This is a genomic window from Myxococcota bacterium, from assembly GCA_035498015.1.
Lineage (GTDB): Bacteria > Myxococcota_A > UBA9160 > SZUA-336 > SZUA-336 > VGRW01.
In genome coordinates, this window is the sequence record DATKAO010000025.1 from 1 (window position 1) to 26,092 (window position 26,092).

General features: G+C 71.8%; 24 protein-coding genes and 1 pseudogene. 18 read left to right on the top strand and 7 right to left on the bottom strand.

Annotated elements, in window-relative coordinates:
- The 3 genes from VMR86_01920 to frdD form a co-directional block, all read left to right on the top strand.
- Positions 1–588, top strand: a 588-nt coding sequence (locus VMR86_01920) for a 2Fe-2S iron-sulfur cluster-binding protein (protein HTO05788.1), incomplete at its 5' end; no start/stop codon positions are given.
- Positions 585–1,013: a hypothetical protein gene (locus tag VMR86_01925; protein HTO05789.1), complete on the top strand. Its 429-nt coding sequence runs from the start codon at positions 585–587 to the stop codon at positions 1,011–1,013. The genes VMR86_01920 and VMR86_01925, both read left to right, overlap by 4 nt.
- Positions 1,010–1,363: a fumarate reductase subunit FrdD gene (frdD, locus tag VMR86_01930; GenBank protein ID HTO05790.1), complete on the top strand. Its 354-nt coding sequence runs from the start codon at positions 1,010–1,012 to the stop codon at positions 1,361–1,363. The genes VMR86_01925 and frdD overlap by 4 nt, the downstream gene beginning before the upstream one ends.
- A gap of 82 nt (positions 1,364–1,445) precedes the next feature.
- Here the strand turns inward: frdD and VMR86_01935 are convergent, their stop codons facing one another.
- Positions 1,446–2,612 carry a CoA transferase gene (locus tag VMR86_01935; GenBank protein HTO05791.1) on the bottom strand — a complete coding sequence of 389 codons (1,167 nt, stop codon included), beginning with the start codon at positions 2,610–2,612 and terminating at the stop codon, positions 1,446–1,448.
- 26 nt (positions 2,613–2,638) lie between these two features.
- Here VMR86_01935 and VMR86_01940 point away from each other — a divergent pair, with 26 nt between their 5' ends.
- The 3 genes from VMR86_01940 (at position 2,639) to VMR86_01950 (ending at position 7,130) form a co-directional block, all read left to right on the top strand.
- Positions 2,639–4,885 carry an FdhF/YdeP family oxidoreductase gene (locus VMR86_01940; protein HTO05792.1) on the top strand — a complete coding sequence of 749 codons (2,247 nt, stop codon included), beginning with the start codon at positions 2,639–2,641 and terminating at the stop codon, positions 4,883–4,885.
- Between the two features lie 68 nt (positions 4,886–4,953).
- On the top strand, positions 4,954–5,226 hold the full coding sequence (locus VMR86_01945; protein ID HTO05793.1) for a FeoA family protein: 273 nt from the start codon (positions 4,954–4,956) through the stop codon (positions 5,224–5,226).
- The gene (locus VMR86_01950; GenBank protein ID HTO05794.1) at positions 5,223–7,130 is read left to right on the top strand and encodes a ferrous iron transporter B; all 1,908 of its coding nucleotides are present in this window, start codon (positions 5,223–5,225) and stop codon (positions 7,128–7,130) included. The genes VMR86_01945 and VMR86_01950 overlap by 4 nt, the downstream gene beginning before the upstream one ends.
- Here the strand turns inward: VMR86_01950 and VMR86_01955 are convergent.
- Positions 7,127–10,798 carry an FG-GAP-like repeat-containing protein gene (locus VMR86_01955; protein ID HTO05795.1) on the bottom strand — a complete coding sequence of 1,224 codons (3,672 nt, stop codon included), beginning with the start codon at positions 10,796–10,798 and terminating at the stop codon, positions 7,127–7,129. The genes VMR86_01950 and VMR86_01955 overlap by 4 nt on opposite strands.
- On the opposite strand from VMR86_01955, the gene VMR86_01960 reads away from it, so the two are divergent.
- Positions 10,784–10,978: a hypothetical protein gene (locus VMR86_01960; protein ID HTO05796.1), complete on the top strand. Its 195-nt coding sequence runs from the start codon at positions 10,784–10,786 to the stop codon at positions 10,976–10,978. The two genes, VMR86_01955 and VMR86_01960, sit on opposite strands and share 15 nt — an antisense overlap.
- 312 nt (positions 10,979–11,290) lie before the next feature.
- Here the strand turns inward: VMR86_01960 and VMR86_01965 are convergent, their stop codons facing one another.
- Genes VMR86_01965 through VMR86_01975 form a run of 3 tightly spaced genes read right to left on the bottom strand, consistent with a single transcriptional unit; the run spans position 11,291 to position 14,261 of the window.
- The gene (locus VMR86_01965) at positions 11,291–11,989 is read right to left on the bottom strand and encodes a 3'-5' exonuclease (protein ID HTO05797.1); all 699 of its coding nucleotides are present in this window, start codon (positions 11,987–11,989) and stop codon (positions 11,291–11,293) included.
- Complete coding sequence (locus tag VMR86_01970) at positions 11,977–12,765, bottom strand: 3'(2'),5'-bisphosphate nucleotidase CysQ (protein ID HTO05798.1); 789 nt, start codon at positions 12,763–12,765, stop codon at positions 11,977–11,979. Before VMR86_01970 ends, VMR86_01965 begins: the two co-directional genes overlap by 13 nt.
- Positions 12,762–14,261: an ATP-dependent DNA helicase RecQ gene (locus VMR86_01975; protein HTO05799.1), complete on the bottom strand. Its 1,500-nt coding sequence runs from the start codon at positions 14,259–14,261 to the stop codon at positions 12,762–12,764. The genes VMR86_01970 and VMR86_01975 overlap by 4 nt, the downstream gene beginning before the upstream one ends.
- A 718-nt stretch (positions 14,262–14,979) precedes the next feature.
- Here VMR86_01975 and VMR86_01980 point away from each other — a divergent pair.
- Together VMR86_01980 and VMR86_01985 are read left to right on the top strand one after the other, a co-directional pair.
- Positions 14,980–15,381, top strand: a complete 402-nt coding sequence (locus VMR86_01980) for a hypothetical protein (protein ID HTO05800.1) — start codon at positions 14,980–14,982, stop codon at positions 15,379–15,381.
- Positions 15,382–15,404: 23 nt separating this feature from the next.
- Positions 15,405–15,704 (top strand): YfhL family 4Fe-4S dicluster ferredoxin, encoded by a 300-nt coding sequence (locus tag VMR86_01985; GenBank protein ID HTO05801.1) that lies wholly within the window; start codon positions 15,405–15,407, stop codon positions 15,702–15,704.
- A 21-nt stretch (positions 15,705–15,725) separates the two neighbouring features.
- Here the strand turns inward: VMR86_01985 and VMR86_01990 are convergent, their stop codons facing one another.
- Together VMR86_01990 and VMR86_01995 are read right to left on the bottom strand one after the other, a co-directional pair.
- Entirely contained in the window at positions 15,726–16,790 is a 1,065-nt protein-coding gene (locus VMR86_01990) for a ferritin-like domain-containing protein (protein ID HTO05802.1), read from the bottom strand.
- Positions 16,791–16,800: 10 nt separating this feature from the next.
- The gene (locus VMR86_01995) at positions 16,801–17,445 is read right to left on the bottom strand and encodes a TetR/AcrR family transcriptional regulator (GenBank protein ID HTO05803.1); all 645 of its coding nucleotides are present in this window, start codon (positions 17,443–17,445) and stop codon (positions 16,801–16,803) included.
- Between the two features lie 108 nt (positions 17,446–17,553).
- Between VMR86_01995 and VMR86_02000 the strand changes: the two genes are divergently transcribed.
- From VMR86_02000 to VMR86_02040, 9 genes and pseudogenes are all read left to right on the top strand, one after another.
- Positions 17,554–19,380, top strand: coding sequence for an AAA family ATPase (locus VMR86_02000; protein HTO05804.1), 1,827 nt, complete (start codon positions 17,554–17,556; stop codon positions 19,378–19,380).
- Positions 19,377–20,315 carry a MoxR family ATPase gene (locus VMR86_02005; GenBank protein HTO05805.1) on the top strand — a complete coding sequence of 313 codons (939 nt, stop codon included), beginning with the start codon at positions 19,377–19,379 and terminating at the stop codon, positions 20,313–20,315. The genes VMR86_02000 and VMR86_02005 overlap by 4 nt, the downstream gene beginning before the upstream one ends.
- Positions 20,312–20,785 (top strand): (2Fe-2S)-binding protein, encoded by a 474-nt coding sequence (locus VMR86_02010; protein ID HTO05806.1) that lies wholly within the window; start codon positions 20,312–20,314, stop codon positions 20,783–20,785. Before VMR86_02005 ends, VMR86_02010 begins: the two co-directional genes overlap by 4 nt.
- 1 nt (position 20,786) lies before the next feature.
- Entirely contained in the window at positions 20,787–23,135 is a 2,349-nt protein-coding gene (locus tag VMR86_02015) for a xanthine dehydrogenase family protein molybdopterin-binding subunit (protein HTO05807.1), read from the top strand.
- On the top strand, positions 23,132–23,992 hold the full coding sequence (locus tag VMR86_02020) for an FAD binding domain-containing protein (GenBank protein ID HTO05808.1): 861 nt from the start codon (positions 23,132–23,134) through the stop codon (positions 23,990–23,992). Before VMR86_02015 ends, VMR86_02020 begins: the two co-directional genes overlap by 4 nt.
- Entirely contained in the window at positions 23,989–24,519 is a 531-nt protein-coding gene (locus VMR86_02025) for a carbon monoxide dehydrogenase subunit G (GenBank protein HTO05809.1), read from the top strand. The genes VMR86_02020 and VMR86_02025 overlap by 4 nt, the downstream gene beginning before the upstream one ends.
- Before the next feature lie 53 nt (positions 24,520–24,572).
- A pseudogene (locus tag VMR86_02030) lies at positions 24,573–25,040 on the top strand (nucleotidyltransferase family protein).
- Between the two features lie 111 nt (positions 25,041–25,151).
- Positions 25,152–25,571 carry a nucleoside-diphosphate kinase gene (gene ndk / locus VMR86_02035; GenBank protein HTO05810.1) on the top strand — a complete coding sequence of 140 codons (420 nt, stop codon included), beginning with the start codon at positions 25,152–25,154 and terminating at the stop codon, positions 25,569–25,571.
- Between the two features lie 306 nt (positions 25,572–25,877).
- The coding region (locus VMR86_02040; GenBank protein ID HTO05811.1) for a hypothetical protein at positions 25,878–26,092 on the top strand (215 nt) is incomplete at its 3' end.

The following is a 26,092-nucleotide window of genomic DNA, read 5'->3' on the forward strand; positions in this document are numbered from 1 at the left end:
TCCCACCGCTGGTCGTGCCGCATGGGCGTGTGCGGCAGCTGCGGCATGCTGGTGAACGGCCGGCCCGTGCTGACCTGCGCCGCGTTCGTGCGCAACTACCACGGCACGATCCGCGTCGAGCCGCTGTCCAACTTCCCGATCGTGCGCGACCTGGTGGTGGAGCTCGACGGCTTCGTCGAGAAGATCCGCAGCGTGAAGCCCTGGATCATCCGCAAGATCGAGAAGGACGTCGCGCAGGGCGAGTATCTCCAGTCGCCGGCGCAGCTCGAGGAATTCAAGCAGTTCTCCATGTGCATCAACTGCGCGCTGTGTTACGCCGCGTGTCCGGTGCTGGCGAACGAGCCCGAGTTCGTCGGTCCCGCCGCGATCGCGCTCGCGCACCGCTACAACCTCGACTCGCGCGACGAGGGCAACGCCGAGCGCTTCCCGGTGCTCGACTCACACGACGGCGTGTACGCCTGCTCGTTCGCCAACGAGTGCAGCCAGGTCTGCCCCAAGCACGTCGACCCGGCGATGGCGATCCAGCAGGCCAAGCTCACCGACTTCCTGGAGTGGGTGAAGGTCATGCCCAAGCGGAGCTTCACGTGAGCGCCCACACGGCCGCAGCGCCCAAGACACCGACCGCGCCGGCGCGCCCGCCGGCGGGCTTCCCGGTCGGGTTCTACCGCTACCGCAACTACGTGCTGTTCGCGGCGACGAGCGTCTTCATGGGCCTGGGCTGCGTGGGGCTGCTCGAGGCGTTGCACGCGCTGGGCAAGGGCGAGGCCGCGTGGAACGAGTATCTCGCCGAGATGGCCAAGCCGCACAACCTGGCGCTGTCGACGGTCGTGCTGGGGTTCACGTTGTATTTCGTGATCCGCTTCGCGTGGGTGGGCCGCAAGATCGCCGCCGGGCGCATCGGGCCGATTCCGAAGCCGCCGCTGCCGATGCCGGTGCTCGGTGTCTCGCCGCTGCTCGGCTCGTTCCCGCTGTGGCTGATCCTGTTCGCGATCTTCGGAGGGCTGTTGCTGTGAAGCTCATCCATAAGCTCGAGCCGCTGTGGTGGATCCTGTTCGGCGCGGGCGGCTTCACCGCCGTGTTCTTCCTGCCGGCGCTGGTCGCGGGAATCTTGATCCTGGGGCCGCTCGGCGCGTTCGGTCACGGCTTCGCCTGGGAGCGCGTGCACGGACTCGCCGCAAACCCGGTCGGGCGGGTCTTCCTCGCGGCCGTGATCTCGCTGGTGATCTGGCACTGCGCGCACCACCTGCGCCACCTGATCCTCGACCTGGGCGGCCACGCGCTGGCGCCGGTCGCGGCGTATCTGAGCTACGCGCTCGCGCTCGCGGGCACGATCGCGACGATCGCGATCGTCGCGGGGCTCTAGTCTAGCCGAGCGAAGGCCGCCCTGAGCGAGGCGCGCAAGCGGCGTCAGCCGCGCGCAGTGAGCCGCAGGCGAACGAAGTCGATCAGGAGCAGAACTCCAGAAGGATCTTGGCGCGGTCGGCGTCGAGCTCCGGTGCCGGCGGGCGCGTGTCATTCTCGATCGCGCCGTCGAGCTTCACCGGGAAGCCGGGCATCTGCAGCGGCCCGGCGATCGGGTCCTCGGCGGTCACGATCATGTGGCGTGCGCGCACCTGCGGGTCGGCGAGCACCGCGGCCACGTCGTTGATCGGTCCGCAGGGCACGTGGGCCTTCTCCAGGAGCGCGAGCCACTCCGCGGCGCTGCGCGCCGCGAGCCGCTTCTCGATCTCGGCTCCGAGCACGTCGGCGTTGCTCACGCGGTCGGCGATCGTCGCGAAGCGCGGGTCGGCGACGAGCTCCGGCGCGCCCAGCACGCTGCACAGGCTGCGGTACACCGGATCGTGGCCGGCGGCGATCACGATCGGCTTGTCCGCGGTCTGGAAGGCCGCGAACGGCGCGATCGACGGGTGTCTCGCGCCCAGCGGCCCCGGCACCTGGCCGGTCGCGGCATAGCGCGCGATGGCGTTCTCGAGGATCGCCACCTGTGAGTCGAGCATGGCCACGTCGACGCGCCGGCCGAGCCCGGTCGTCGCGCGCTCCGTGAGCGCCGCCAGCACGCCGATCGCGCCGAACAGACCCGCGGTGATGTCGCCGATCGACGTGCCCACCCGCGTGGGCGGGCCGCCCGGGTGACCCGTGAGACTCATCACTCCGCCCATCGCCTGCACGACCATGTCGAACGCCGGCCGGTGCGCGTAGGGGCCCGTCTGCCCGAAGCCCGAGATCGACGCCAGCACGAGCCGCGGCCAGCGCGCGTGCAGTGACTCCCAGCCGAAGCCGTGCTTGGCGAGCACGCCCGGCCGGTAGTTCTCGGCCACCACGTCGGCGCGCGCGAGCAGGCGCTCGAAGATCGCGCGGTCGGCCGCCACGCCGAGGTCGAGCGCGATGCTCTCCTTGCCGCGGTTCAGCGACATGAAGTACGCCGACTTGCCGCGGATGTGCGGCCCGACCTCGCGAGCCTCGTCGCCGAGCCCGGGGCGCTCGACCTTGATGACTCGCGCGCCGAGCTCGCAGAGCACCAGCGTGCAGTACGGCCCCGCGAGCACGCGAGTCAGGTCGACGACCAGCGCCCCGGCGAGCGGACCGGGCTTGGGCGGCTGCGCTTGGCTCATGCGGGGCGGGATCGTAGCATCCCGGAATGGCTGACTCGCCCCGCCGCAAGCGCTCCGCCGCGGCCGGCCCCGCCGCGCTGCTCTCCACGCTCGAGCAGGTGCGCGAGCTGGGCGTGGGGCGCGCGCTGTCGCTGCTCTCGCGCTTGAACCAGGTCGAGGGCTTCGACTGCCCGGGCTGCGCCTGGCCCGAGCAGACGCCCCGCCACCGCATCGAATTCTGCGAGAACGGCGCGAAGGCGGTCGCGCACGAGGCGCGACCTGCGCGTGTCACGCGCGAGCTGTTCGCGCGCTTCTCGGTCGCCGAGCTGGCCGCGCAGGAAGACGTGTGGCTCGAGGCGCAGGGCCGGCTCACCGAGCCCATGCGGCTGGCGCCGGGCGCGAGTCACTACGCGCCCATCGGCTGGGACGAGGCCTTCGCCGCCATCGCCGCGCACCTGCACGCGCTGGAATCGCCCGACGAGGCGGTGTTCTACACCTCGGGTCGCACCAGCAACGAGGCCGCCTTCCTGTGGCAGCTGTTCGCGCGCGCGTTCGGCACCAACAACCTGCCCGACTGCTCGAACATGTGTCACGAGTCGAGCGGCACGGGACTCACCGAAGTGATCGGCGAAGGCAAGGGCACGGTCGGGCTCGACGACTTCGCGCTCTGCGACGCCATCTTCGTGCTGGGCCAGAACCCCGGCTCGAACCACCCGCGCATGCTCACGGTGCTGCAGGCCGCCAAACGCCGGGGCTGTGCGATCGTGAGCATCAACCCGCTGCGCGAGCGGGGAGTCACCGCCTTCGCCAATCCGCAGGAGCTGCGCGGGCTGCTCGGCTTCGGCACCGCGCTCGCGGACCTGTTCGTGCAAGTGCGCGTGGGCGGCGACGTGGCGCTCCTGCAGGGCGTCTCGAAGTGCGTGCTCGAGCTCGAGGACGCCGCGCCGCGCACGGTGCTCGACCGCGACTTCATCGCGACCCACACCCAGGGCTTCGACGCCTGGCGCCGCGCGCTCGCGGGCCGCTCGTTCGAGGAGCTCGAGCGCAACTCCGGTGTGACTCGCGCGGCCATGCGCGAGGTGGCCGAGCTGTATGCGCGCTCGCGGGCGGTGATCGCCTGCTGGGCGATGGGACTCACCCAACACGAGCACGGCGTGGCCAACGTGCAGGAGCTCGTGAACCTCTTGCTCCTGCGCGGCAACATCGGCCGGCCGGGTGCGGGCCCGTGCCCGGTGCGCGGCCACAGCAACGTGCAGGGCGACCGCACGATGGGCATCTGGGAGCGGCCCGCGCCCGAGTTCCTGGCCCGGCTGGGCGCGGAGTTCGGCTTCGAGCCGCCCGCCAAGCACGGGCTCGACGCGGTGGCCACGATCCAGGCGCTGCACGCGGGCCGCGCGCGCGTGTTCATCGGGCTGGGCGGGAACTTCGCCACGGCCACGCCCGACACCCCGTTCACGCACGAGGCGCTGCGCCGCGCCGAGCTCACCGTGCACGTGTCGACCACGCTCAACCGCTCGCACCTGGTGCACGGCCGCGAGGCGCTGATCCTGCCTGCGCTGGGCCGCACCGAGCGCGATACACAGAACGGTGTCGACCAGTTCGTGACCGTCGAGGACTCGATGCGCTCGGTGCACCGCTCGCAGGGCCGGCTCGAGCCCGCGGGGCCGGGGCTGCGCAGCGAGCCCGCGATCGTGGCGGGGCTGGCGCGCGCCGTGCTGGGCGACGCAGGCATTCCCTGGTCGTCGCTCGCCGCCGACTACGACCGGGTGCGCGAGCGCATCGCGCGCGTGATCCCCGGCTTCGAGGACATGAACCGCCGCGTGCGCGAGGGCGGCGGGTTCGTGCTGCCGAGTCACGCCGGGCGCCGCGCCTTCCGCACGGCGACCGGCCGCGCGCACTTCACCGTCCAGGAGCCGCCCGACGCGTCGCTGCCCGAGGGCCAGCTGTGGATGACGACCATCCGCAGTCACGACCAGTTCAACACCACGATCTACGGCGACGACGACCGCTACCGCGAGATCCACGGCCAGCGGCGCGTGGTGCTGCTGCACCCCGACGAGATCGCGCGCGCGGGGCTCGAGGCCGGCCAGGCGGTCGTGCTCACGAGTCACTGGCGCGGCGAGACGCGCAGCCTGTCCGGCTTCCGCGTGCTGCCCTACGACCTGCCGCTCGGCTGCGCGGCCACCTACTTCCCGGAAGCCAACGCGCTGGTGCCCGTCGGCTCCTACGCCGCGCGCAGCCGCACGCCCGCGTACAAGTCCGTGCCGATCCGCGTGCAGGCGGCCCCGGTCTAGGCGCGCTGGATTTTCCCGGCCGTTTCGCCGATATTGATATCGGTTATCAAAATCGAACGGGGCGGCCGATGCGCGGCGTGCAAGGCTACGCGAGCGACGAGTCGGCGGACGAGGCCATTCCCCTCGTCTCGCTTCCGGTCGGGGTGCCGGCGCGGATCGTGGCGCCCCCGCCCGGGCGCGCCATTTCGAGGCGCCTGGGCGACCTGGGCTTCGTGCCCGGCACCGAGCTCGCGATCGTGCGCCGCGCGCCGTTCGGCGACCCGATCGAGCTCGAGATCCGCGGCTACCGGCTGTGCCTGCGCGCCGAGCAGATGGTCGACATCAGAGTCACTCCTCGATGACTGCCGCCGTAGAGCTCGTCGATCGCCCCGTGCGGGTCGCGCTGGTCGGCGCGCCCAACGCCGGCAAGACCACACTCTTCAACGCGCTCACCGGCTCGAGCGCGCGCGTCGGCAACTACCCGGGAGTCACCGTGGAGCGCCGCGAGGGCAGGCTCCGCAACTCCGAGCGCGCGGTGCGCGTGCTCGACCTGCCCGGCACCTACAGCGTGGTCGGCGAGACACCCGACGAGCAGATCGTCGAGAAGGTGCTCGCGGGCCGGCTCGCGGGGGAGCCCGAGCTCGACGGCATCGTGGCGGTGGTCGACGCGACCACGCTACGGCGTGGGCTCGGCCTGGTGCGCGAGCTCTTGAAGCGCGGGCGCCCCACGGCGCTCGTGCTCACCATGATCGACGAGGTGCGCGCGCGCGGCGGCAAGCTCGAGCCGGCGAAGCTGTCTCACCTGCTCGGCATCCCCGTGCTCGGCGTGGTGGGTCACCGCGGCGTCGGCATGGACCCGCTGTTCCGCATCCTGCAGGAGCCGTGGCGCTGGTCGCGGCCGAACGCGCTGCCGCCCGCCGACGACGTCGAGTCGCGCTTCGCCTGGGTCGACGACGTGTGCGAGCAGATCGGCGCGAGTGACTTGCAGCCCGACTCGCGCAGCGACCGCATCGACCGCGCGCTGCTGCACCCGGTGGTCGGCGTCGCGGTCTTCGGCCTGGTCATGCTCCTGCTCTTCCAGAGCATCTTCTCGTGGGCGGTGCCGGCGATGGACGGGATCGACGCGGCCTTCGGAGCGCTCGCGCGCGCGGCACGCGACCACCTGCCCGCGAGCTGGGTCACCGACCTGCTCTCCGACGGCGTGATCTCGGGCGTGGGCGCGGTGCTCGTGTTCCTGCCGCAGATCGTGATCCTGTTCACGTTCATCCACCTGCTGCAGGACGTGGGCTACATGGCGCGCGCGGCGTTCGTGGTCGACCGGGTCATGGGCTGGGTCGGCCTGCAGGGCCGGAGCTTCGTGCCGCTGCTCTCGTGCTACGCCTGCGCCGTGCCGGGCATCATGGCCGCGCGCACCATCCAGTCACCGCGCGAGAGACTCGCCACGATCCTGGTGTCTCCGTTCATGACCTGCTCGGCGCGCTTGCCCGTGTACACGCTGCTCATCGCCGCGTTCGTGCCGCGCACGGCGCTGTTCGGCGTCGTGGGCCTGCAGGGGCTGGTGATGTTCGGGCTGTACGCGCTCGGGGTGGCGACGGCGCTCGGCTCCGCCGCGCTGCTCTCCTCGACCCTGCTGCGCGGCAAGCCGTCGGTGTTCTACATGGAGCTCCCGCCCTACCGCTGGCCCACGGCGCGGGTCCTCGGCAAGCAGGTGTGGCACAGCGCGCGCGCCTTCCTGAAGCGCGCCGGCACGATGATCCTGGCGACGTCGATCGTGCTCTGGGGCCTGCTCTCGTTCCCGCGCGCGGCCCCCGACCCGGCGCGCAGCGAGGCCGAGACCGCGCGCGCGAACCTCGAGGCGAGCGCCGCGGCGCGGCTCGGCCACGCGATCGAGCCGGCGATCGCGCCCCTAGGCTTCGACTGGAAGATCGGCGTCGGTCTGATCGCGAGCCTCGCCGCGCGCGAGGTGATCGTCGCCACGCTCGCACAGACCTACGCGGTCGCGAGCAAGGACGACTTCAACGGCCTGCGCGACGCGCTGCGCTCCGACGTCGACCCGCGCAGCGGCCGGCACGTGTTCGGGCTGCCGGTCGCGCTCGCCCTCTGCGTGTTCTTCGTGTTCGCGCTGCAGTGCACGTCGACCGTGGTCGTCATGGCGCGCGAGACCGGGAGCTGGCGCTGGCCCGCGCTCGCGTTTGGCTACATGCTCGCGCTCGCCTGGACCGCGAGCTTCGTGACCTATCAGGTCGCGAGCCGGCTCGCCGCCTAGGAGCCCAGCGCCGCGACACAGAACTGTGCCGCCGGCCCGGACTGAATGGGCGCGAGCGAAGGCGAGGCGATCGCGCGGCGGAGGGCAGTGACTTGCCGGACGTCACAGCCGCCGGTCCGGCCCAACAGGCGGCAGCGCGTCTGGGCGGCCGGAGTGAGTGGCGCGCCGCTCGGGTTCGCGAGCGCAGCCCGGTACGCGGCCACGTCGCTCGCATCGACGTGGCCGTCGCCGGCCACGCTGCCGCACTGACAGGCGTCGCCGATCTTGTCGGGCGGGCTGCCGGCACCCAGGCCGCCCGTGTCCTGCTGACCGGGGTTCTGGACGAGCGGGCAATTGTCGACGGCGTCGGGCACGCCGTCGCCGTCGGTGTCGGCGCCGGTGCGGACGTCTTCGAGCGCGGCGCGAGCGCCGGGCGTGTGCCATGGGCCGTGCGACGGGAACGCAGGAGTGACTCCGGTGGCGTCTGCGTAGAGCAGGCGCGCGCGCCAGTGGTAGAGTGTGTTCGCGGCGAGCCCCGAGAACGTGGTCGTGAGCAGGGCCGTCGGCGGGCTCGCAGTGACCGCTGAATAGGGAGTGGTCAGCGAGGTGCAGCTCACCCCGCCGAACGGCGTGCCCCTCGGGCAGGCCTGGAAGGTCGCGGCGACGCGGCCACGGCCGTTCGGACCCCACGCAGTCACCTCGGCGCTGAAGCCATTCGTCACCGCGCGGCCGAGCGGTGCAAGCTGGGCGCTCGCAGTGTCCGCGCGCCGCTGGCGCAGGCGCACCGCGCGGCCCGGGTCGAGCTGGTTCCCGTAGAAAAGGTAGGCCGCGCCCGGGCTTCCCGCGCCAACCAGGATGGTGGGCGCGCCGACGAGCAGGTCGGAATAGCCGTCCCCGTTCGCGTCCACACCCGCGACCGAGAACCCGAACAACGGCCCCTTGTTCGGGGGCCCGGCGGTGACGCCAGAGAGCATCGTCCAGCTCGGCGCGAAGGGGTGGTTCCCGAGCAGGACATAGACGGCTCCCTCCGGGCTGCCTGGAGGCTCTCCGACCGCGCCGAACGCGAGGTCGGGGAAGCCGTCGCTGTTCACGTCGCCGATGTTGGAGGCTGCGCCGCCCAGACCTGCCCCAGAGTCCGCTCCTTGGAAGGTCGCGTCGGCGTTCGCCAGCGAGCCGCTCGGAATGCCGCTCGCCCCCCCGCGATAGAGGAAGACCTCGCCCTTGTTCGAGCCGGGACCCACCCAGGTGGTGCTGCCGATCAAAAGGTCGTCGTAGCCGTCCCCATTGAAATCTCCCGCGCTGGCGAGTGCGTCCTGTCCGAGCAGCACACCCGTCACGTTCGATTCGATCTTCGTGTTGGCGCTCGCGAGTGAGCCGCTCGAGATGCCCGTTGCGGAGCCATGGAAGACGAGCACCGCACCCTCATCAGTCTCTGGGTCGGAGTAGAACGCCGAGCCGACGGTGAGATCGCTGAAGCCATCGCCGTTGACGTCCCCCGCGCCCGCGATCGAGCTTCCGAAGAGGATGCCTGGCTGGCCGCCCACGAGCTTGGCGCTGGCGGTCGCCGTCGAGCCGCTCCCGATCCCGGCAAGGCTGCCCTCGAACACGAACACCGCACCGCCGCTGTTCGCGCTGTCGTACAAGGGGGCGCTGATGGCGATGTCCGAGAAGCCGTCGCCATTCACGTCGCCGATTCCCGCGACCGCGAAGCCGAGGCCTGCTCCGGTGAGGTCGGAGGTGATCTCCGCCGAGGCATTCGCAGGCGAGGCGGCTGCCGGAACCCCCGTCGCGCTGCCGAGATACAGAAGCGCCTCGCCGCCGGAGCCCGGGCTCGAAGCCCCGACACCCGATGCCCCGAGGAGCAGGTCGCCGTAGCCGTCGCCGTTCACGTCGCCCGCCGCCGCGATCGCGCCTCCCAAGAGGAGGCCGACCTGGTTGCCGCGGATGACCGCGTTCGCGCTGGAGGGGCCGAGCGCTGCAGGCAGACCGGTCCCGGAGCCGTTGAACACGAGCACGATGCCCTCGTTGGGGTCGCCCATGTCGTAGTAGGGCGCACCCACCGCGATGTCGTCGAAGCCGTCGCCGTTCAGGTCACCTGCGTCGACCACCTGGTAGCCGAGCTGCGCGCCGGCTTGGCCGGACAAGATCGTTGAGCTCGCGACCGAGATGCCGCCGTTCACGAGGCCCCCGGCCCCGCCGAGCGAGATGACGGCCTGGCCAAGAGCCTGGCCCCGGACAACGCTCGGCCCGCCAGAGATCACGTCCGCGTAGCCATCACCGTTCACGTCCCCCGTCGCGACTGCTGTCCCGAGTCGTTCCCCTCGCACCGTGCCGACCAACTGTGCATAGGCGAAGAAATTCTGCGGCGCGTGCGATGCGACACCCGACGGCCCACCGAGGAAGACCCAGAACGCGCCTTCGCCGCCGAGCATCGAGAACGCATTCCCACCGACCACGACGTCCGAGTACCCGTCGCCGTTCACATCGCCCGCGCCGACGGCAACTCCGAAAGCATCGGCGGGGTTTCCCTGGAGCGTGGTGGCGGCAGAGCTCGATCCTCCGCTCGCGATCCCCGACGGTCCCCCCTCGAACACGAAGGCTCCGTTCGCACTGCCCACGATGACGTCTGCGTAGCCGTCGCCGTTCACGTCGCCTGCGCTCGCGACTGACAAGCCGAGCTTGAGGTTCGCACTACTTCCCGAGAGAAGCGTCGCTGCGCTCGAGGCCGGGCCGCTCGCGATTCCACTCGCGCTCCCTTCGAAGATGTAAGCGGCCCCCGCGAACGAGGACACGTCGTCCGCCCCGACGATCACATCGTCGTAGCCGTCCCCGTTCACGTCCCCGGCGCTCGAGGTCGCGCCGAAGTCGGGGCTGGCGCCGGTCAGGTGTGTCACCGCGCCGGAGAGCGATCCGCTCGGGATGCCGGAGGGCCCGCCCTGGAACACGTAGGCGTTGCCGACTCCGCTTTCCGACGTGCTCAAGATCAGGTCTTCGTACCCGTCCCCGTTCACGTCGCCTGCACACGCAGTCTTCCCTATGCCCACGGAGCTCTGGACCACGGACTGCGCGGTGCCCGGATTCCCGTTCTGGACACCGAGGGCGCCACCCGGAAAGACGAGGACCTGCGACAAGGTGGGCGAGACCGTGTTGTCCAGAGCGGTGACGGCGACGTCGGCGTAGCCATCGCCGTTGAGATCGCACGTCGTGACAAAAAAGCCGAGTTCTGTGGTCGGATTCAAGCCGCGGAGCACGGCGTTGGCGGTGGCTGGACCGCCGTTCGCGATCCCGGAAGGGCCGCCGTTGAACACGAACGCGGCGCCTTCCGCAATTTCACTCACGTCGTAGATCGGATCGCCGATCACCACGTCGGCATAGCCGTCACCGTTCAGGTCTCCCACCGCCAGTCTCCTCGCGAAGAACCCGGTGTCTTCGCTGGTCTGCAGGGTCGTGTCGAACGTGCTCGACAGGAGCGGATCGACGGTCACGGGATAGCTCGCGCCGGAGTCAACGACGACGACGCGCAAGCGGTCACCGCCGGCGAGCTCGAAACGGGCATCGAGGGCTCGGCTCTCCGCGTCCTTCGCGCGCAGCGCGCCCAAGTGCAGCGTGTGGCCGTTTGCAGCCTGAAACAGCAGCTCGCCATCACTCTGCGTGGTCGCCTTCGCATTCGCGAAGTGGAGCTCGAGCACGAGCGGACCGTCGCCTTCGGGGCGCTTCTCGACGACGAAGCCCTGCTCGAGGCCGGCGGGAGAGTTCACGTACCACTCGGCGAGGCCCGAACGGGCGATTTCGACGCGCGCGCCATCGTGAGTCATTTCGCCCGCCCCGACCTGCGCGAGCTGTCCGCCGCGTCCCACACCGCAGAGTGACAGGTCGAGCAGTGGCGGCGCGTCGGGATTGCCGCGCTCGCGCACCGAGACGCCATCGGGCGCGAAGTAGGTTCGCAGGCCGTTCGCGCGGTTCGGCGCCTGCAGCCCGCGCGCGCTGGCGCGCGCTTCGTACTCACTCTCGGCGATGGCCTGGCGCGCGCGCGTCACGAGCCCGTCGTCGAATCGGGGAGTGCGCACGCCAGGTGCGCGCTGCGGCGCACCAGGCAGGAGCAGGCACGCGAGGAGCAGTGCGGGCCAGAGAAGCGGGCGCATCGCCCACCAGATCTATCACGGCGTTCGGGAGCTAGTCGCTCAAGACTTGACAGGTGGGTGACGTTTAATCTCGAGCGGCTGACTGGCCGGTATCTCGACGCGGTCGCCGTGAGTCTCGCCCGCGAGCCGCAGCATCGGCTGGAGCAGGCGGCCCAGGATCTTCACGTCGTCGAGCGCGTCGTGGCGGCGCAGGCCGACGGTGTCGACCTGGAAGCGCGCGAGCAGCTTCGAAGTGCTCCAGCGCTCCTCGGGCGGACCGAGCAGCCAGGTCGCGAGCACCACCGAGTCGAGCGTCGCCGGCAGCTCTTGCGGCATGCGGTGGCGCACGAACTCGGCCTCGAGCAACGGCACGTCGAACTCGAACACGCTCTGGCCGAGCCAGAAGTCGGCGCCGCGTGCGGCCGCGAGGTGACTGCGCCAGGCTTCGGGGAACTCGGGCGCGCCGTGCAGGCGTTCGAGCGTGATCCCGGTCAGCTCCTGCACGATCTTCGGGATCTCGATGCCCTCGCCGGGCCAGACCAGCGTGGTGAACGCGGTCTCCTCGCGGATCTGGCCGCCTTCGAACATGCAGCCGGCGATCTGAGTCACGCGTTCCTTCGTCGTGTCGAGGCCCGTCGCCTCGAGGTCGAACAGCCAGATGCGCTTCTGCGACAGCTCGGGCACCAAGAGCTCGGAGACCGCGTAGAGCTCGTCGGAGACTGGCGCGATGCGCAGCATCGGGTGTCTCAGGCCGGGCACGCGCGCCTCGCGAACTCGCGCACCAGCTCTTCCGGCCCCGCGGCCATGAGCGGCTGCAGGAGCACGTCGCTCTGGTTGTAGGTCCGCTCGCCGCGCTCGAGCTCGCGGAAAACTCCCCCCGCCTCGCGCACGAGCAAGTCGCCCGCGCACACGTCCCACTCGCTCTTGGGCGCGGCCGAGACCCACAGGTCGGCGCGGCCCGCGGCGATCCAGGCCAGCTTCAGCGCGACCGAGCCCACCGGCTCGAGCCGGGCGACCCACGGCCGGAACGGCTCGACCTGGCCGCGCTTCATCTCGGTGCGGCTCGAGAGCACGACCGCCTTGGCGAGCGAGCGCTCGCGCGATACACCGATCGGTGTCGCGCCCAGGCGCGCGCCGGCGCCGGCCGCGGCCCAGAACGACTCGCCCGTCGACGGGTCGTACACGCAGCCGGCGACGGGCCGGCCGCGCACGGCCAGCGCGATCGAGACCGCGTACTGCGGCACGCCCTCGACGAACTCCTTGGTGCCGTCGAGCGGGTCGACGATCCACACGCGCTCCCGTGCCAGGCGGTCGAGGCGATCGGAAGTCTCCTCGGAGAGCAGCGCGTCGTCCGGAAACGCCGCCTGCAGTCGCTCGCAGATGGCCGTGTTGGCCTCGAGGTCGGCGGCGGTCACAGGGTTGTCGTGTGACTTCTCGCGCGCTTCGCGCACCAGCGCCCGCGCGTGGCGCGCCACCACTTCACCGCCGGCCTGGGCGGCCTCGCACGCCACCCGCGCCTCGCGCTCGAAGCTCACTCGTCCTCGTCGCGGCCGGAATCCATCGGACGCCCGCCGCGCCCCTTCGAGCGGCGGCGCCGCCGGCGCAGCTTCGGCTCGCAGATGTCGCAGTGACCGCAGGGCGTGGGCTCGCCGTCCTCGAAGTAGCGCCGGATGTGCATCATCCGACACTCGTCGGTGTTGTTCGCGTAGTGGATGATGCTCTCGAGCCGGCGGCGGTCGGTGGTCTTGCGCTCCTCGTTGCGGCGCGAGAGCAGCTTCACGGCCTCGTTCACGTCGATCTCGCGCGAGAGCGAGAATGCCCCGTCGGTCTCGGTCACGAGCGAAGCATCGCGCAGGCCTTCGAGGATCGCCTTGGTGCGCGTCACACCGACCTCGGTCGCCATGGCCAGCGTCGAGGCCTCGACCGCGCGCCCGTCCTGGGTCCAGGCCGACAGGCCCTCGACGACCTTCTTGATCTGCGAACGGGTCGTCGGGCCTTCCGACAGGAAGTGCCGCTGCACGTCGATGTCGCGCGGGTCCCAGAGCAGGATGCAGCGCGCGGGCAGGCCGTCGCGGCCCGCGCGGCCGGCCTCCTGCACGTAGGCCTCGAGCGAGCCCGGCACCTGGTAGTGCAGCACGTAGCGGATGTCGGGCTTGTCGACGCCCAGGCCGAAGGCGCTGGTCGCGATCATCACGATGCGCTTGCCCGACGACATGAAGCGCTTGTGCGCGTGGTCGCGCTCGGCCTTGGTGAGTCGCCCGTGATAGATCTCGGCCGGGATGCGCGCGATCTTGCACAGCGCGCCCAGCTCCTCCACGTCTTTCACGGTCGAGCAGTACACGATGCCGGGCCGGCGCAGGCGGCGCAGATACTGCACGAGCTCCCGGCGCTTCACGTCCTCGGTCATGCAGTGCTTCACTTCGAAGCGCAGGTTCGGGCGCGCGACCGGGCGCACCACGACCGCGGGCTCGCGCAGGCCGAGGCGCTTCACGATCTCGTCGCGCACCAGCGGCGGCGCGGTCGCAGTCAGCGCCAGCACGGTCGGCCGGCCCAGGTCGTCGGCCAGCGCGCCGAGCGCGAGATAGGACGGGCGGAAGTCGTGACCCCACTCCGAGACGCAGTGCGCCTCGTCGATCACGAGCAGCGACACCTTCTGGTCGGCGATGCGCTTCTTGAAGGCCGCGCCGGTCGCTCCCTCGGGGGTGATCAGCGCGATCTTCTGGCTGCCTTCCTCGAGCAGCTGCAGGGCTTCTTCCTTCTCGGTGCCCGTGAGCGAGCTGTCCACGCGCACCGTCTCGATGCCCTGCGCGCGCAGCTTCTCGAACTGGTCGCGAATCAGCGCGATCAGGGGTGAGACGACGACCGTGAGTCCGGGCAGCAGCAGGCTGGGGAGCTGGTAGGTGAGTGACTTGCCGCCGCCGGTCGGCATGACGGCCAGCGCGTCGCGGCCGTCGAGCACCGCGCGGATGACCTCTTCCTGGCCGGGCCGGAAGTGCCGCAGCCCGAACTCGCGCCGCAGCAGGTCGAGCATCTGGCGCAGGCGCTCGTCGGGAACGGGGCCGCCGCCTCCGCCGCCACGCCTGCGGCGGCGCCGCCGCCGCGGCCGGTCGCGCCACGGCTCGCCGCCCTGCGCGGCCTGGGGGTCGGCCGAGGCGGCCTGCGAGTCACTCGGCGCGTCGAAGCCGGCGTCGTCGCCTTCGGGCTCGGCGTCCCAGTGGAGGTCGTCGTCCTGCGGGCCTGGATCGGCGTCGCGCTCGCCCGGCTCGCCGTCGGGATCGGACTCGAAGGGCTCCGCACCGCGCAGGGCCGGCTCGGCGCGCCCGTGGTCGGCGCCGCCCCCGTTCTGGCTCCAGTGACCTCGACGCCGGCGGCGCCGGCGGCGCGGGCGGTCGAAGCGTGGGGCCTGGTCCGGTGCGGCCGCGTTTGCCTCCGAGCCCGGGTCGGAGGCCGGCGCTCCGCCCGCGGGAAGCGAGTCGCTCCCCAGCGCGCCATTCGCGTTCGCGGGCGCTCCGGGGTCGCCGGCGGAGAAGTGTCTGTTTCCGCGGCGTCGGCGGCGGCGGCGCCTCGGTCGCCGGGGTTGCCCCGTCGGCTCGCCGGGCTGCTCGTTGTCCGATTCCAGGATAGGCCTCCGGCAGAAGGGAATCGCGGCTCGACAGTATATGCAGGATTCCTCCCGCCGCCCGTGCTTCCGCTTTTCTTCTCGGATTCATATTGACGGATCGGCAGGTGTACAGCAATTTGCTGTACAGATGTCGCACAGGAGCCGAGCCAAGCAGCGCGTCACGTTCCGGATCGATCCGGAGCTCTCCGCGGCGCTGCGCCAGCTGCCCAACCAGAGCCAGTTCGTGGAGCAGGTGCTGCGCGAGGCGCTCGCGCGCGTCTGCCCGCTGTGCGACGGGCGGGGCGAGGTGCGCGACGTGCACCTGGCCGTCTCGAACCTGAAGAAGCTGGCCGGCGGGCGGCTCGACCGGGTGCGCGCCGCCCAGCTGCGCGACCTGGTGCGCCTGGGGCGCCAGCTGCTGGCGACCAACCTCGAGCTCGAGCCGTCGCGCGACGACGGCGAGCTCGAGTTCCGCCTGGCGCGCGCCAACGAGCTTCTGCTCCAGGGCCGGATTCGCGGGGGCAACCGCGAAGTCGCCCTCACTCACTAACCGTCACAGACCGGGAGTCGTCCATGTCCACCATGATCACCGAGGAATGCATCAACTGCGGCGTCTGCGAGCCGGAGTGCCCGAACGAGGCCATCAGCGAGGGCGAGGAGACGTTCGTCATCAATCCGCGGCTGTGCACGGAGTGCGTCGGCTTCCACGCGAAAGAGCAGTGCGCCGAGGTCTGCCCGGTCGACTGCTGCGTGCCCGACCCGAACAACGCCGAGTCCGAGGACGACCTGTTCGCGCGCGCCAAGGCCATCCACCCCGACCAGGCCGGCGCGCTCGCGCTCGGTCCGGAAACCTCCCGCTTCCGCGCCAACTGACTCGCGGAGCTCGAGCGGGACTCAGGCGCGCAGCGGCAGCTCCGCGGTTCGTGACTCGACCATCATGCCCCGCTCGAGCCACTGTGACTCGGTGCGCTCGGTGATCAGTCCCAGGCGCTGCAGGTTGGGCACGACGGTGTGCATGAACGGCTGGCTGTTGAACTGCTGCCACTCCGGGGTCGCCATGGCCATGCCGACCACGGCGTCGGGCTCGATGCCGTACTTGGGGCCGAGCACGCGCAGCATGTCCATCTGCTGGTTCGCGTTCAGCGCCTCGAGCACGTTGTAGGCCCAGTCCTCCATGTGCTGCTTCTCGGCCTGGCTCGCGCGCTTGACCACGCGGCGCATGGTGAGCACGCCGAAGGCCGCGTGGCGTGACTCGTCCTGCTCGACGCGGCGGATCACGTCGGTGATCAGCGCGTTGCGCGAGTTGGCGCGGAACTGGTCCATGATGCCGACCGCGGTGCCCTCGAACAGCGTCTGCATGCCCAGACACTTCATGGTGTAGCCCTCGACCGACAGCAGCTCGTCGAGCAGCACCTTCAGGTTCGGGCTGATCGGGTAGATCGTGCCCATCTTCTCGGCCAGGAGCCGCGCGAACACCTCGGTGTGCCGCGCCTCGTCGTACACCTGGTTGGCGGCGTAGAACTTCTCGTCGGTGGTCGGACACAGGTTGGTGAGCTGGCCGCAGATCTGCAGGGCGGCCTGCTCCCCGTGCAGGAGCTGTGACAGCACCCAGTTGATCTCGTCGAACAGGGCGGCCTTCTGGGTCGCCTCGTCCTTGCCCATGAGCTTGGTCACGTTGCCCAAGAGCGACTGCGTGGGATCGGCGATGAACTCGTCGTTGGACAGCGGGATGGACCAGTCGACGTCCTGCGAGGCGTTCCACTGGTTCGCCTTGCCCTTCTCGTACAGCGCCCGCAGCTCGGCGACCTCGCTGCCGTACTCCCAGTCGTTCCAGCGCACGGCCATGGGCGTCGGCACGTCGATCTTCTCGCGGATCTTCGCCACGGCCGACTCGTCGGGGAAGTCGACGAGCTCGAAGTTGCCGAGATTGCGCCGGTACTCCTGCATGAACTTTTCCACCGCGGGCCTCCTAGTCGTTTTCGGCGCGCAGCGCGCGCTCCATGAACGAGATGACGTGGTCCTTCCGGCGCCGGATCTCGGCGGCGGAGTAGAGCGGCGCGCCGAGGAGGTCCTCGCCGAAGTCACCACTCGCGAAATGGAACACCGTGAGTCCGATCAGGCTCTGCAGCGTGTGCGGCACCGAGACCCGGCGCAGCTCGCCCGAGGCGATCCCGGCCTCCAGGCCGGCCGCCACGCGGCCCAGCACGCGCTCGAGCACCGCGCGTGCCGCGGCGTCGACGGGCTCTTCGTCCTCGACCTCGAACAGCGAGCGCAAGAGCAGCGGCGCGCGCGACGGGTTCTCGACCAGTGAGTCGATGATCGCCTCGATCCAGAGGCGCAGGGTCTCGAGCGCGCCGCCCGTGGAGCCCGCTGCGGCCAGCCGCGCGTCGAACTCGAGCATGCTGCGCTCGAGCACCGCGGCCCACAGCGCGCGCTTGGTCTCGAAGTGGTGGAACAGGGCCGACTTCGAGACCCCCACGCTGTCGGCGACCGCGCGCATGCCCACGCCGGCGAAGCCGAAGCGCGCGAAGAGTGACTCGGCGGTGTCGAGGATCTTGCCGCGGGTCGACGGCGACTCGGCCTCGCGCTCCTCGTCCCGTGCCTCGTCTGCCACTGCGTCGCTCCTCGGGGCAAAATAGCCCCGACCGACCGGTCGGACGGGTGGAACGATACCGGGCCCGCTTTGCGGATGCAAGCCGAGCGGGCCCACACTGGGCCTGCCATGGCCCTTCCCGAGATCGAACGCCTGTGCGCCAGCCTGGAAGCGGTCGTGCACGGCCAGGAGGACGCGGTGACCGGCCTGGTTCTGGCGCTGGTGGCGCGCGAGCACGCCGTGCTGGAGGGTCCGCCGGGCTGCGGGAAGTCGGCGCTGGCGCGCGCGCTCGGCCAGGCCGCCGGCGCACGCACCGCGGAGCTGGCCTTCCACCGCGATGCCAGCGCCGCCGAGCTCCTGGGCGAGACCCGGCTGCGCCGCGAAGCGATCGGCGGGGCCGAGCGGATCTCGCTCGAGCTCGCGCTGGGCCCGGCCGCCCGGGCCGAGCTGCTCGTGCTCGACGACCTGTCGCGCGCGCCCGGCGAGGCGCTCGGGCTCTTGCTCCGGGTGCTCGCCGAGCGCCGGCTCTCGGGCCAGGCGCTGCCGCTCGAGTGCGCGGTGGCCACGGTCGGGACGCCGGACCTCGAGGCCTACGCCGACCCGCTCGAGCCCGTGCAGCTCGACCGCTTCGCGATCCAGGTGCGGCTGCACGGCCTGGTCGTCGGCAAGCGCTTCGCGCTGGCGCGTGCCGCACTCGATCGCGAGCTCGCCGCCGGCGCAGCCCCCGCGCTCGACCGAGACACCCGCCACGCGCTGCAGCGCCGCGCCGCCGCGCTCGCGATCGAGCCGGCCGCGCGCGCGGCCTTGCTGCGCGCGGTCGAGAGACTCGTGGCCGCTTCGGGCGCAGAGCCCGCGCTGCTCAGCGACCGCGCGTTCGCGCGCGCCGCGCCCGCCGTGCTGCGCGCACACGCGCTGGTGCGCGGGGCGGACCGGGTCACTCCCGAGGACGTGCGCGCGCTGCGCTTCATGCTCGCGCGGCGCGTGCCCGAGGCGCTCGAGGCCGACATCGGCGCGATCCTCGAAGCGGCGATCCTCGCCGGCGAGCGCGTCGAGGCGGCCGTTCCGGGCGCGCGGCCCGCGGCGGCGTCCGACCAGAGCGGCCTCGCGCCCGGGCCCGGCGGCGCCGCGCGCGGCGCGGTCCCGGTCGAGTCACTCGAGGCGCGCAACGTCTCGCTCGCGAGCGTGGCGCCCGTGGCCGGCACGCGCGGCGGCGAGGAGGCGGCCGAGGTGGAGTCACTCCTGCAGGCGCTGCGCGGCCGGCTCGAGCGCGGCGCCGTGCTGCGCGGCGACGACGCGGGCGGCTCGCCGCGCAGCTTCCGCCGCATGCGCCGGCTCGACGAGCTGCTCGACGCCGACCCGGTCGACGCCCTGTTGTGGACCGAGGGCCGCCAGCCCGGCGGCGCACGCGTGTTCCGGCGCCGTCGCCGCAACGCCGGCGGCGCGCTCGCGCTGCTGCGCGACGTCTCGGCCTCGATGGAGGGCCAGCTCGCGCGCTCGGCCGGGCAGGTGGTGGCGGGCATCGTGCGCGTGGCGGCGCGACGGCGCATGCGCCTGGGCTACGTCGAGTTCAACCACGAGGCCGAGCGCTTCGCGCAGGACGGCGCCTTCTTCCACCGGCGCTACCGGCGCGCACTCGCGCTCGCCCGGCGCGCGCGCGCGGAAGGCCGCACGAACTACGAGGCGCCGCTGCGCACCGCGCTGGGCGAGCTGCGCGGCTGCGCCGGCCGCGAGCGCCACGTGGTGCTCCTGTCCGACGGCGTGCCGGTGCTGGGCGACCCGAACGTGCGCAGCGAGCGCGCGCTGGCCCGCCAGCTCGGGGTTAAGGTACACACCGTCTTCCTCGGTCTGGGGGAATGTCCGGCGGTGCTCGACGACATCTCGCGTGAGACGGGCGGGCTGCGCTTCGAGGCGCGGCCGGGCGCCGGCGGGCGAGTCACTCTGCGGGAGAGAGCTTGAATCACTCGGGTCTGTCCCGCCTGCGCGCTCTGCTCGACCGCCACGTCGTGGGTCACGACGAGGCGAAGGACGCGCTCTTGCTCGCGCTGGTGTGCCGCGAGCACATCTATCTCGAAGGTCCGCCCGGCTCGGCGAAGACGCGCATGGCGGAGCTCGCGGCGCGCGGCGCGGGGCTCGGCTTCTTCTTCTACCAGATGCACCGCGACACGCGGCTTGCGGAGTTGGTGGGCGACGTGGTGCTCGAGCGCCGGCCGCTCGAGGGCGCCGCGGGCGAGCGCATCCACCAGGCGATCGAGCCCGGCGGCATGCTGACCGCCGACGTGTGCGTGCTCGACGACATCTCGCGCGCGCCCGGCGAGGCGCTGAACGTCTTGCTGCGCATCCTGAACGAGCGGAAGTTCGGCGAGCGCGCCATTCCGCTGGTCACCGCCATCGCCACCAGCAATCCGCTGCGCGACGAGTACTACAACGAGCCGCTCGACCCCGCGAACCTCGACCGGTTCGCGCTCCAGCTGCGCGTGTCGGGGCTGATCCAGTCGGGCGAGCGCGCGCAGGCGCGCGAGCTCGTGGACCGCTTCGCCGACGGCGCCGTACAGGAGCAGCCCGAGCCCGAGCCGGTGCTGTCGCGCGCCGAGCTCGCCGCCGCGTGGGCGGAGCTCGCCCGGATCGAGGTCCCCGCCGGAGAGAAGGACCGGCTGATCGAGTTCTTGCGGCGGCTGGTGGTCGACTATGATTGCGACGAGACCAACTCGCTGCTCACCGACCGGAGCTTTCTGGTGAAGGCGGTGAAGCTGTTGCGGGGGCGCGCGCTGCTTTCGGGACGCGCGCGCGTCGAACGGGGGGATCTCGCGGTGCTGTCACAGATGACGACCTTCCGCGTGCCGGACGAGGTGCAGCGCAAGGTCCCGGAGCTCGTCGGGGAGATCACGGCGTGAAGATATCGGTCGAAGTCAACGGTCAGGTCTACGAGCGCGACGTCGCGCCGCGACTCCTGCTCGTGCATTTCCTGCGCGAGACACTCGGGCTCACGGGCACCCACATCGGCTGCGAGACCACGATCTGCGGCGCGTGCACGGTGCACCTCGACGGCCGCGCGGTGAAGAGCTGCACGCTGTTCGCGGTGCAGGCCGACGGCCGGCGAGTCACCACGGTCGAGGGCCTGGCCAAGGACGCCGAGCACCTGCACCCGGTGCAGATCGGCTTCTGGGAGGAGCACGGGCTCCAGTGCGGCTACTGCACGCCGGGCATGATCATGACCACCTCGGCGTTCCTGAAGGAGAACCCGAACCCGAGCGACGCCGAGATCCGCCACGCCATCGAGGGCAACATCTGCCGCTGCACCGGCTACCAGCAGATCGTGAACGCCGTGCAGCACGCGGCGCGGCTCGAGCGGGGAGGGCGCTGACATGCCGGTCCGCCCCGTCTCCGTCGGCGAGCGCATCAAGCGGCGCGAGGACCCGCGACTGATTCGCGGGCTCGCGACCTACACCGACGACATCAAGCTGCACGGCATGCTGCACGCGGCCTTCGTGCGCAGTGACTACGCCGCGGGCAAGATCCAGAAGATCGACCTGTCGAAGGCGCGCGCGCGCAAGGGAGTGATTGCCGCCTACACCTTCGACGACCTGCGCGGCAAGGTCGCGCGCACGCCGTGCGTCGCGCGCCCCGAGCCCGGGCGCGACGCCGAGCACCCGCTGCTCGCCGACGGCTTCGTGCGCTACGTGGGCCAGCCGGTCGCGGTGGTGATCGCCGAGGACCGCTACGTGGCTCGAGACGCCGCGCTCGACGTCACCGTCGACATCGCGCCCTCACGCGCGGTGGTCGACCTGCGCGGCGCGCTCGATCCGGCGCGCGGCAAGGTCTACGCCGACCACGCCGACAACGTGGCGCTGGCGGTGCCGCAGAACCCCGAGAACGCGGCCGCCGTGGACAAGCTGTTCCAGGCGGCCGACGGCGTGCTGCGGCTCGAGCTCGTGAACCAGAAGGTCGCGCCGGTCTCGATGGAGCCGCGCGCGGTGCTGGCACACTGGGACGAGGGCCCGCAGCGACTCACGATGTGGACCTCCACGCAGGTGCCGCACCTGGTGAAGCAGGCGGTCGCGCAGTGTCTCAGCCTGTCGGAGGTGCGCATCCGCGTGGTGGCGCCCGAGGTCGGCGGCGGCTTCGGCTGCAAGATCCCGGTCTATCCCGAGGAGTGTCTCCTGCCCTGGATCTCGCGCCAGCTGCGGCGCCCGATCAAGTGGGCCGAGACGCGCACCGAGAACCTGGCCAACACCACGCACGGACGCGCGCAGTACCACGAGCTCGAGGCCGCCTACAAGAAGGACGGCGAGCTGGTCGCGCTGCGCGGGCGCGTGCTGTCCGACGTGGGCGCGTACCCGTCGTTCTTCGGTCCCGCGATCGCGACCTTCACGCCGCTGATGATGCCGGGCTGTTACAGGCTGAAGGGTCTCTCGGTCGAGGTCGTGTGTCTGTACACGAACACCATGGCGACCGACGCGTACCGCGGCGCGGGCCGGCCCGAGGCGGCCTACGCGGTCGAGCGGATCATGGACGCGATCGCCGCCGCGACCGGCCTCGACCCCGCCGACGTGCGGCGCCGGAACTTCATTCCCAAGAACGCCTTCCCGTTCACCACCGCGGGCGGCGCCGTGTACGACTCGGGTGACTACGAGGCCACGCTCGACAAGGCGCTGGCGCGTTTCGACTACGCTCGGGCCAAGTCACAGCGCGATCAGGCGCGCGCGCAGGGCAAGCTGCGTGGCATCGGCGTGGCCACGTTCACCGAGATCTGCGGCCTGGGGCCCAGCACCGCGGCCTCGCCGATCCAGCGCACGGGCAGCTGGGAGTCCGGCATGGTGCGCGTGGAGCCGACCGGCAACGTGACCATCACGACCGGCGCGTCGCCGCACGGCCAGGGCCAGGAGACGGCCTTCGCGCAGATGGCGGCCGACGCCTTCGGCGTGGAGGTGACCGACGTCGAGGTGCTGCACGGCGACACCGACGTGGTGACTCACGGCGTCGGCACCTTCGGCAGCCGCGGCCTCGTGGTCGGCGGCACCGCCGTGCACATGGCGCTCGAGAAGGTGAAGGCCAAGGCGGCGCGCATCGCCGCGCACCTGCTCGACGCCAAGCCCGAGCAAGTCACGTTCGACGGCGAGGCGTTCCGCGTGGCGGGCGGCGAGCGCAAGCTCACCTTCCGCCAGGTCGCCGAAGCTGCGCACCTGTGGAACGTGCCCGTGCCCGGCGAGGAGCCCGGCCTCGAAGCCGTGGCGCGCTTCGAGCCCACCGGCACCACCTTCCCGTTCGGCGCGCACCTGTGCGAGGTCGAGGTCGACCGCGAAACCGGCGAAGTGACTCTCCTGCGCTACGTGGCGGTCGACGACGCGGGCAAGATCGTGAACCCGCTCCTGGCCGAGGGCCAGAGACTCGGCGGGATCGTGCAGGGCCTGGGCCAGGCGCTGTGCGAGGAGGTCCGCTACGACGAGAGCGGGCAGCTGCTCACCGCCACGCTCATGGACTACGCCATGCCCAAGGCGCACATGTTCCCGCGCATCGAGCTCGACTCGACCTGCACGCCGACTCACTTGAACCCGCTGGGCGCGAAGGGCATCGGCGAGCTGGGCACGATCGGGGCCACACCCTGCGTCGTGTCCGCGGTGCTCGACGCGCTGGCGCCCGCGGGCGTCACTCACATCGACATGCCGCTCACGCCGCCGCGCGTGTGGGCGGCGCTGCAGGGGGCGGCGAAATGATCCCGCAGGACTTCGAGTATTTCGCGCCGCGCAGCCTGCGCGAGGCCCTGGACCTCCTGGCGCGCAACCCGGACGCCAAGGCGCTGGGTGGCGGCATGAGCCTGATTCCCGCGCTGAAGCACCGCCTGCAGACGCCCGCGGCGCTGGTCGACCTGGGCCGGCTGCCCGACCTCGAGGCGGTGGCGGAGAAGCGCGGCCTGCTTGCGATCGGCGGGCGCGCGACTCACGCGGCGCTCGCGGCCAGCCGCGAGCTCGCCGCCCTGCACGGCGTGGCCGAGGCCGCCGCGGCGATCGGCGACGTGCAGGTGCGCAACCGCGGCACGATCGGCGGGAGCCTCGTGCACGCGGACCCCGCCGCCGACTGGCCGGCGGTGTTCCTGGCCTTCGACGGCGAGGCGACGGTCGCGGGCGCGAAGGGCGAGCGTACGATAGCGGCGAGTCATTTCTTCACCGGCATGCTGCAGTCGGCCGTGCGCCGCGACGAGGTGCTGACCGAGGTGCGGCTCAAGATCGAGCGCTCGCGCACCGGCACGGCCTACCGCAAGCTGCGCCAGGCGGCGTCGGGCTTCGCGGTGGTGGGCGTGGCGGCCGCAGTCACGCTCGACCGGCGCGGCCGCATCGAGCGCGCCGCGCTGGGAGTCACCGGCGTGAACCCGGTGCCGTTCCGCGCGGCGGCGCTGGAGAAGAAGCTGGCCGGCGAGTCACCCGACGAGGCCACGCTGAAGCGGCTGTGCGCGCGCATCGAGGAGGCCGACCCGACCGAGGACATCCACGCCTCGGCCGAGTTCCGCGCCCACCTGGTGGGTGTGTATGCCGCTCGCGCGCTGGCGGCCGCCGCGCAGCGGGCCGCGGCGTGAGATTCGAGGGCACGGAGCAAGTCGGCCGCACCCCGGCCGAGGCCTGGGCGGGGCTGAACGACCCGCGCGCGCTGAAAGCCTGCACGCCCGGGCTCGAGAAGCTCGACGCGCGCGACCCCGACCACTACGACGCGGTCCTGGAAGTGAAGCTGCCCGCGATCACCGGCCGCTTCGAGGGCACGCTCGAGGTGCTCGAGCGCCAGCCGAACGATCGCCTGCGTCTGCGCCTGCAGGGCAAGGGGGCGGTCGGCTTCGTCGACGGCGAAGTCACGCTCGAGGTCTCGCCCGGCGAGAAGGGCAGCTCGGTCCACTACGTGGCCGAGGTGCAGATCGGCGGACAGATCGCGCGCCTGGGCCAGCGCATGCTCTCGGGAGTGACTCGCGAGATGGCGGGCCAGTTCTTCCAGGCGTTCGAGAGCTGGCGGCCCGAGGCCGCCGACGTGAAGCTGGCGGCGCCGCCCGGGCGCTCGTTCCTGCAGCTCGTGTGGCGCACCCTGCTGCGCCTCGTAGGGCTGCGCCGCGACTAGGCGTGGGTAGGGTGCCCACGCCGCTCACCGGCGCTCTCGCGATCGAAGCGTTCGTGCTCGCGGCGGGCCGCGGCCGGCGCATGGGCGGCGCGAAGCACCTGCTGCCGCTCGACGGCGTGCCGATCGCCGAGCGCGTGGTGACCGCGCTGCGCGCCACCAGCGCGGCGCGCGTGTCACTCGTGCTCGCGCCCGGTGACGAGTCCGGGCGCGCACTGGCCGAGCGCCTCGGCGTCGCCGCTCTCTCCGCCGAAGACCCCGAGGAAGGCCGGGCCGCCTCCGTGCGCGCCGCCGTGCGCGCCGCGGCGAGTGACTCGGGGGCGATCCTGATCGCGCTCGCCGACCAGCCGTTCCTGGCGGCCGAAGACTTCGAGCGCCTGCTCGCCGCGGCGCGCGCCGAGCCGGGCGCGCTGGTGCGCGCGGCCTACGCAGGCGAGCCCGGCTCGCCGGCGCTCTTTCCGCGCGCGCTCTTCCCCGAGCTGCTCGCGCTGCGCGGGCGCGACGGCGGCCGCGCGGTGCTGGCCCGCCACCCCGAGCGCGTGCGCCTCGTGTCACTGCCGGCCGAGCGCGGCCGCGACCTCGACGCGCCCGAGGACTGGCCGGAGTCATCGGCGCAGCTAATCTCCCGCGCCCAGATGGAACGGACCCTGTCGATCGTGAAGCCGGACGCGGTGCGCGGGCGCAAGCTCGGCGCGATTCTCGACCAGATCGAGGCCTCGGGCCTGACGATCGTGGCGACCAAGATGCTCCAGCTCGACCCGGCCCGGGCCGAGGGCTTCTACGCGGTCCACCGCGAGCGGCCGTTCTTCAAGGACCTGGTGAAGTTCATGACGTCCGGTCCCGTCGTCGTGTCCGTTCTCGAGGGCGACGACGCGGTCGCGCGCTACCGCAAGCTGATGGGCGCGACCGACCCCGCGAAGGCCGACGCCGGCACGCTGCGCAAGAAGTTCGCGACCAACATCGAGCAGAACGCGGTCCACGGCTCCGACTCCGCCGAGAACGCCCGCAGCGAGATCGCCTACTTCTTCAGCGCCACCGAGCTCGTACGCCGCTGATCCGGCAACTCGCCGGCAAGTTCTGACCAGGACAGGCCGAGCGAAGGCCGCCCTCTGCGAGGCCCCAAGCGGCTGAGCGTGGGTCGGGTGCCCACGCGCTCACAGGTGGCCGCGCGCAGTGAGCCGAAGGCGAACGAAGGCCCCTCAGGGCATGGTAGGATGCGGCCGCGTTCGGGCGGCCGGCAGTGCGAGGGAGGAGGCACTCTGGGCGGCCTGCGCGCGCTTTGCTCGCTGACACCGTTCCGGCTCGAGTCACCCTCCGCCTGAGATTCGAGCGCAGACCGAGGACCAAGGAGAGGCCCGCCCATGGCTGAGATCCCGCAGCATCACATCCGCGAGACGGCGACCCTGCGCTTCGCTCGCTTCGTGACTCGCAACCGCCTGCCGATCGCGACCCTGCTGGTGCTGACCACGCTGTTCTTCATGTACCCGATCGTGAACGCGGTCCTCTACGCCGCGGGCCACAAGCTCCCCGGTCCGACCGTGCGCGTGAACACCTCCGCGCGCGCCCTCTACCCGGA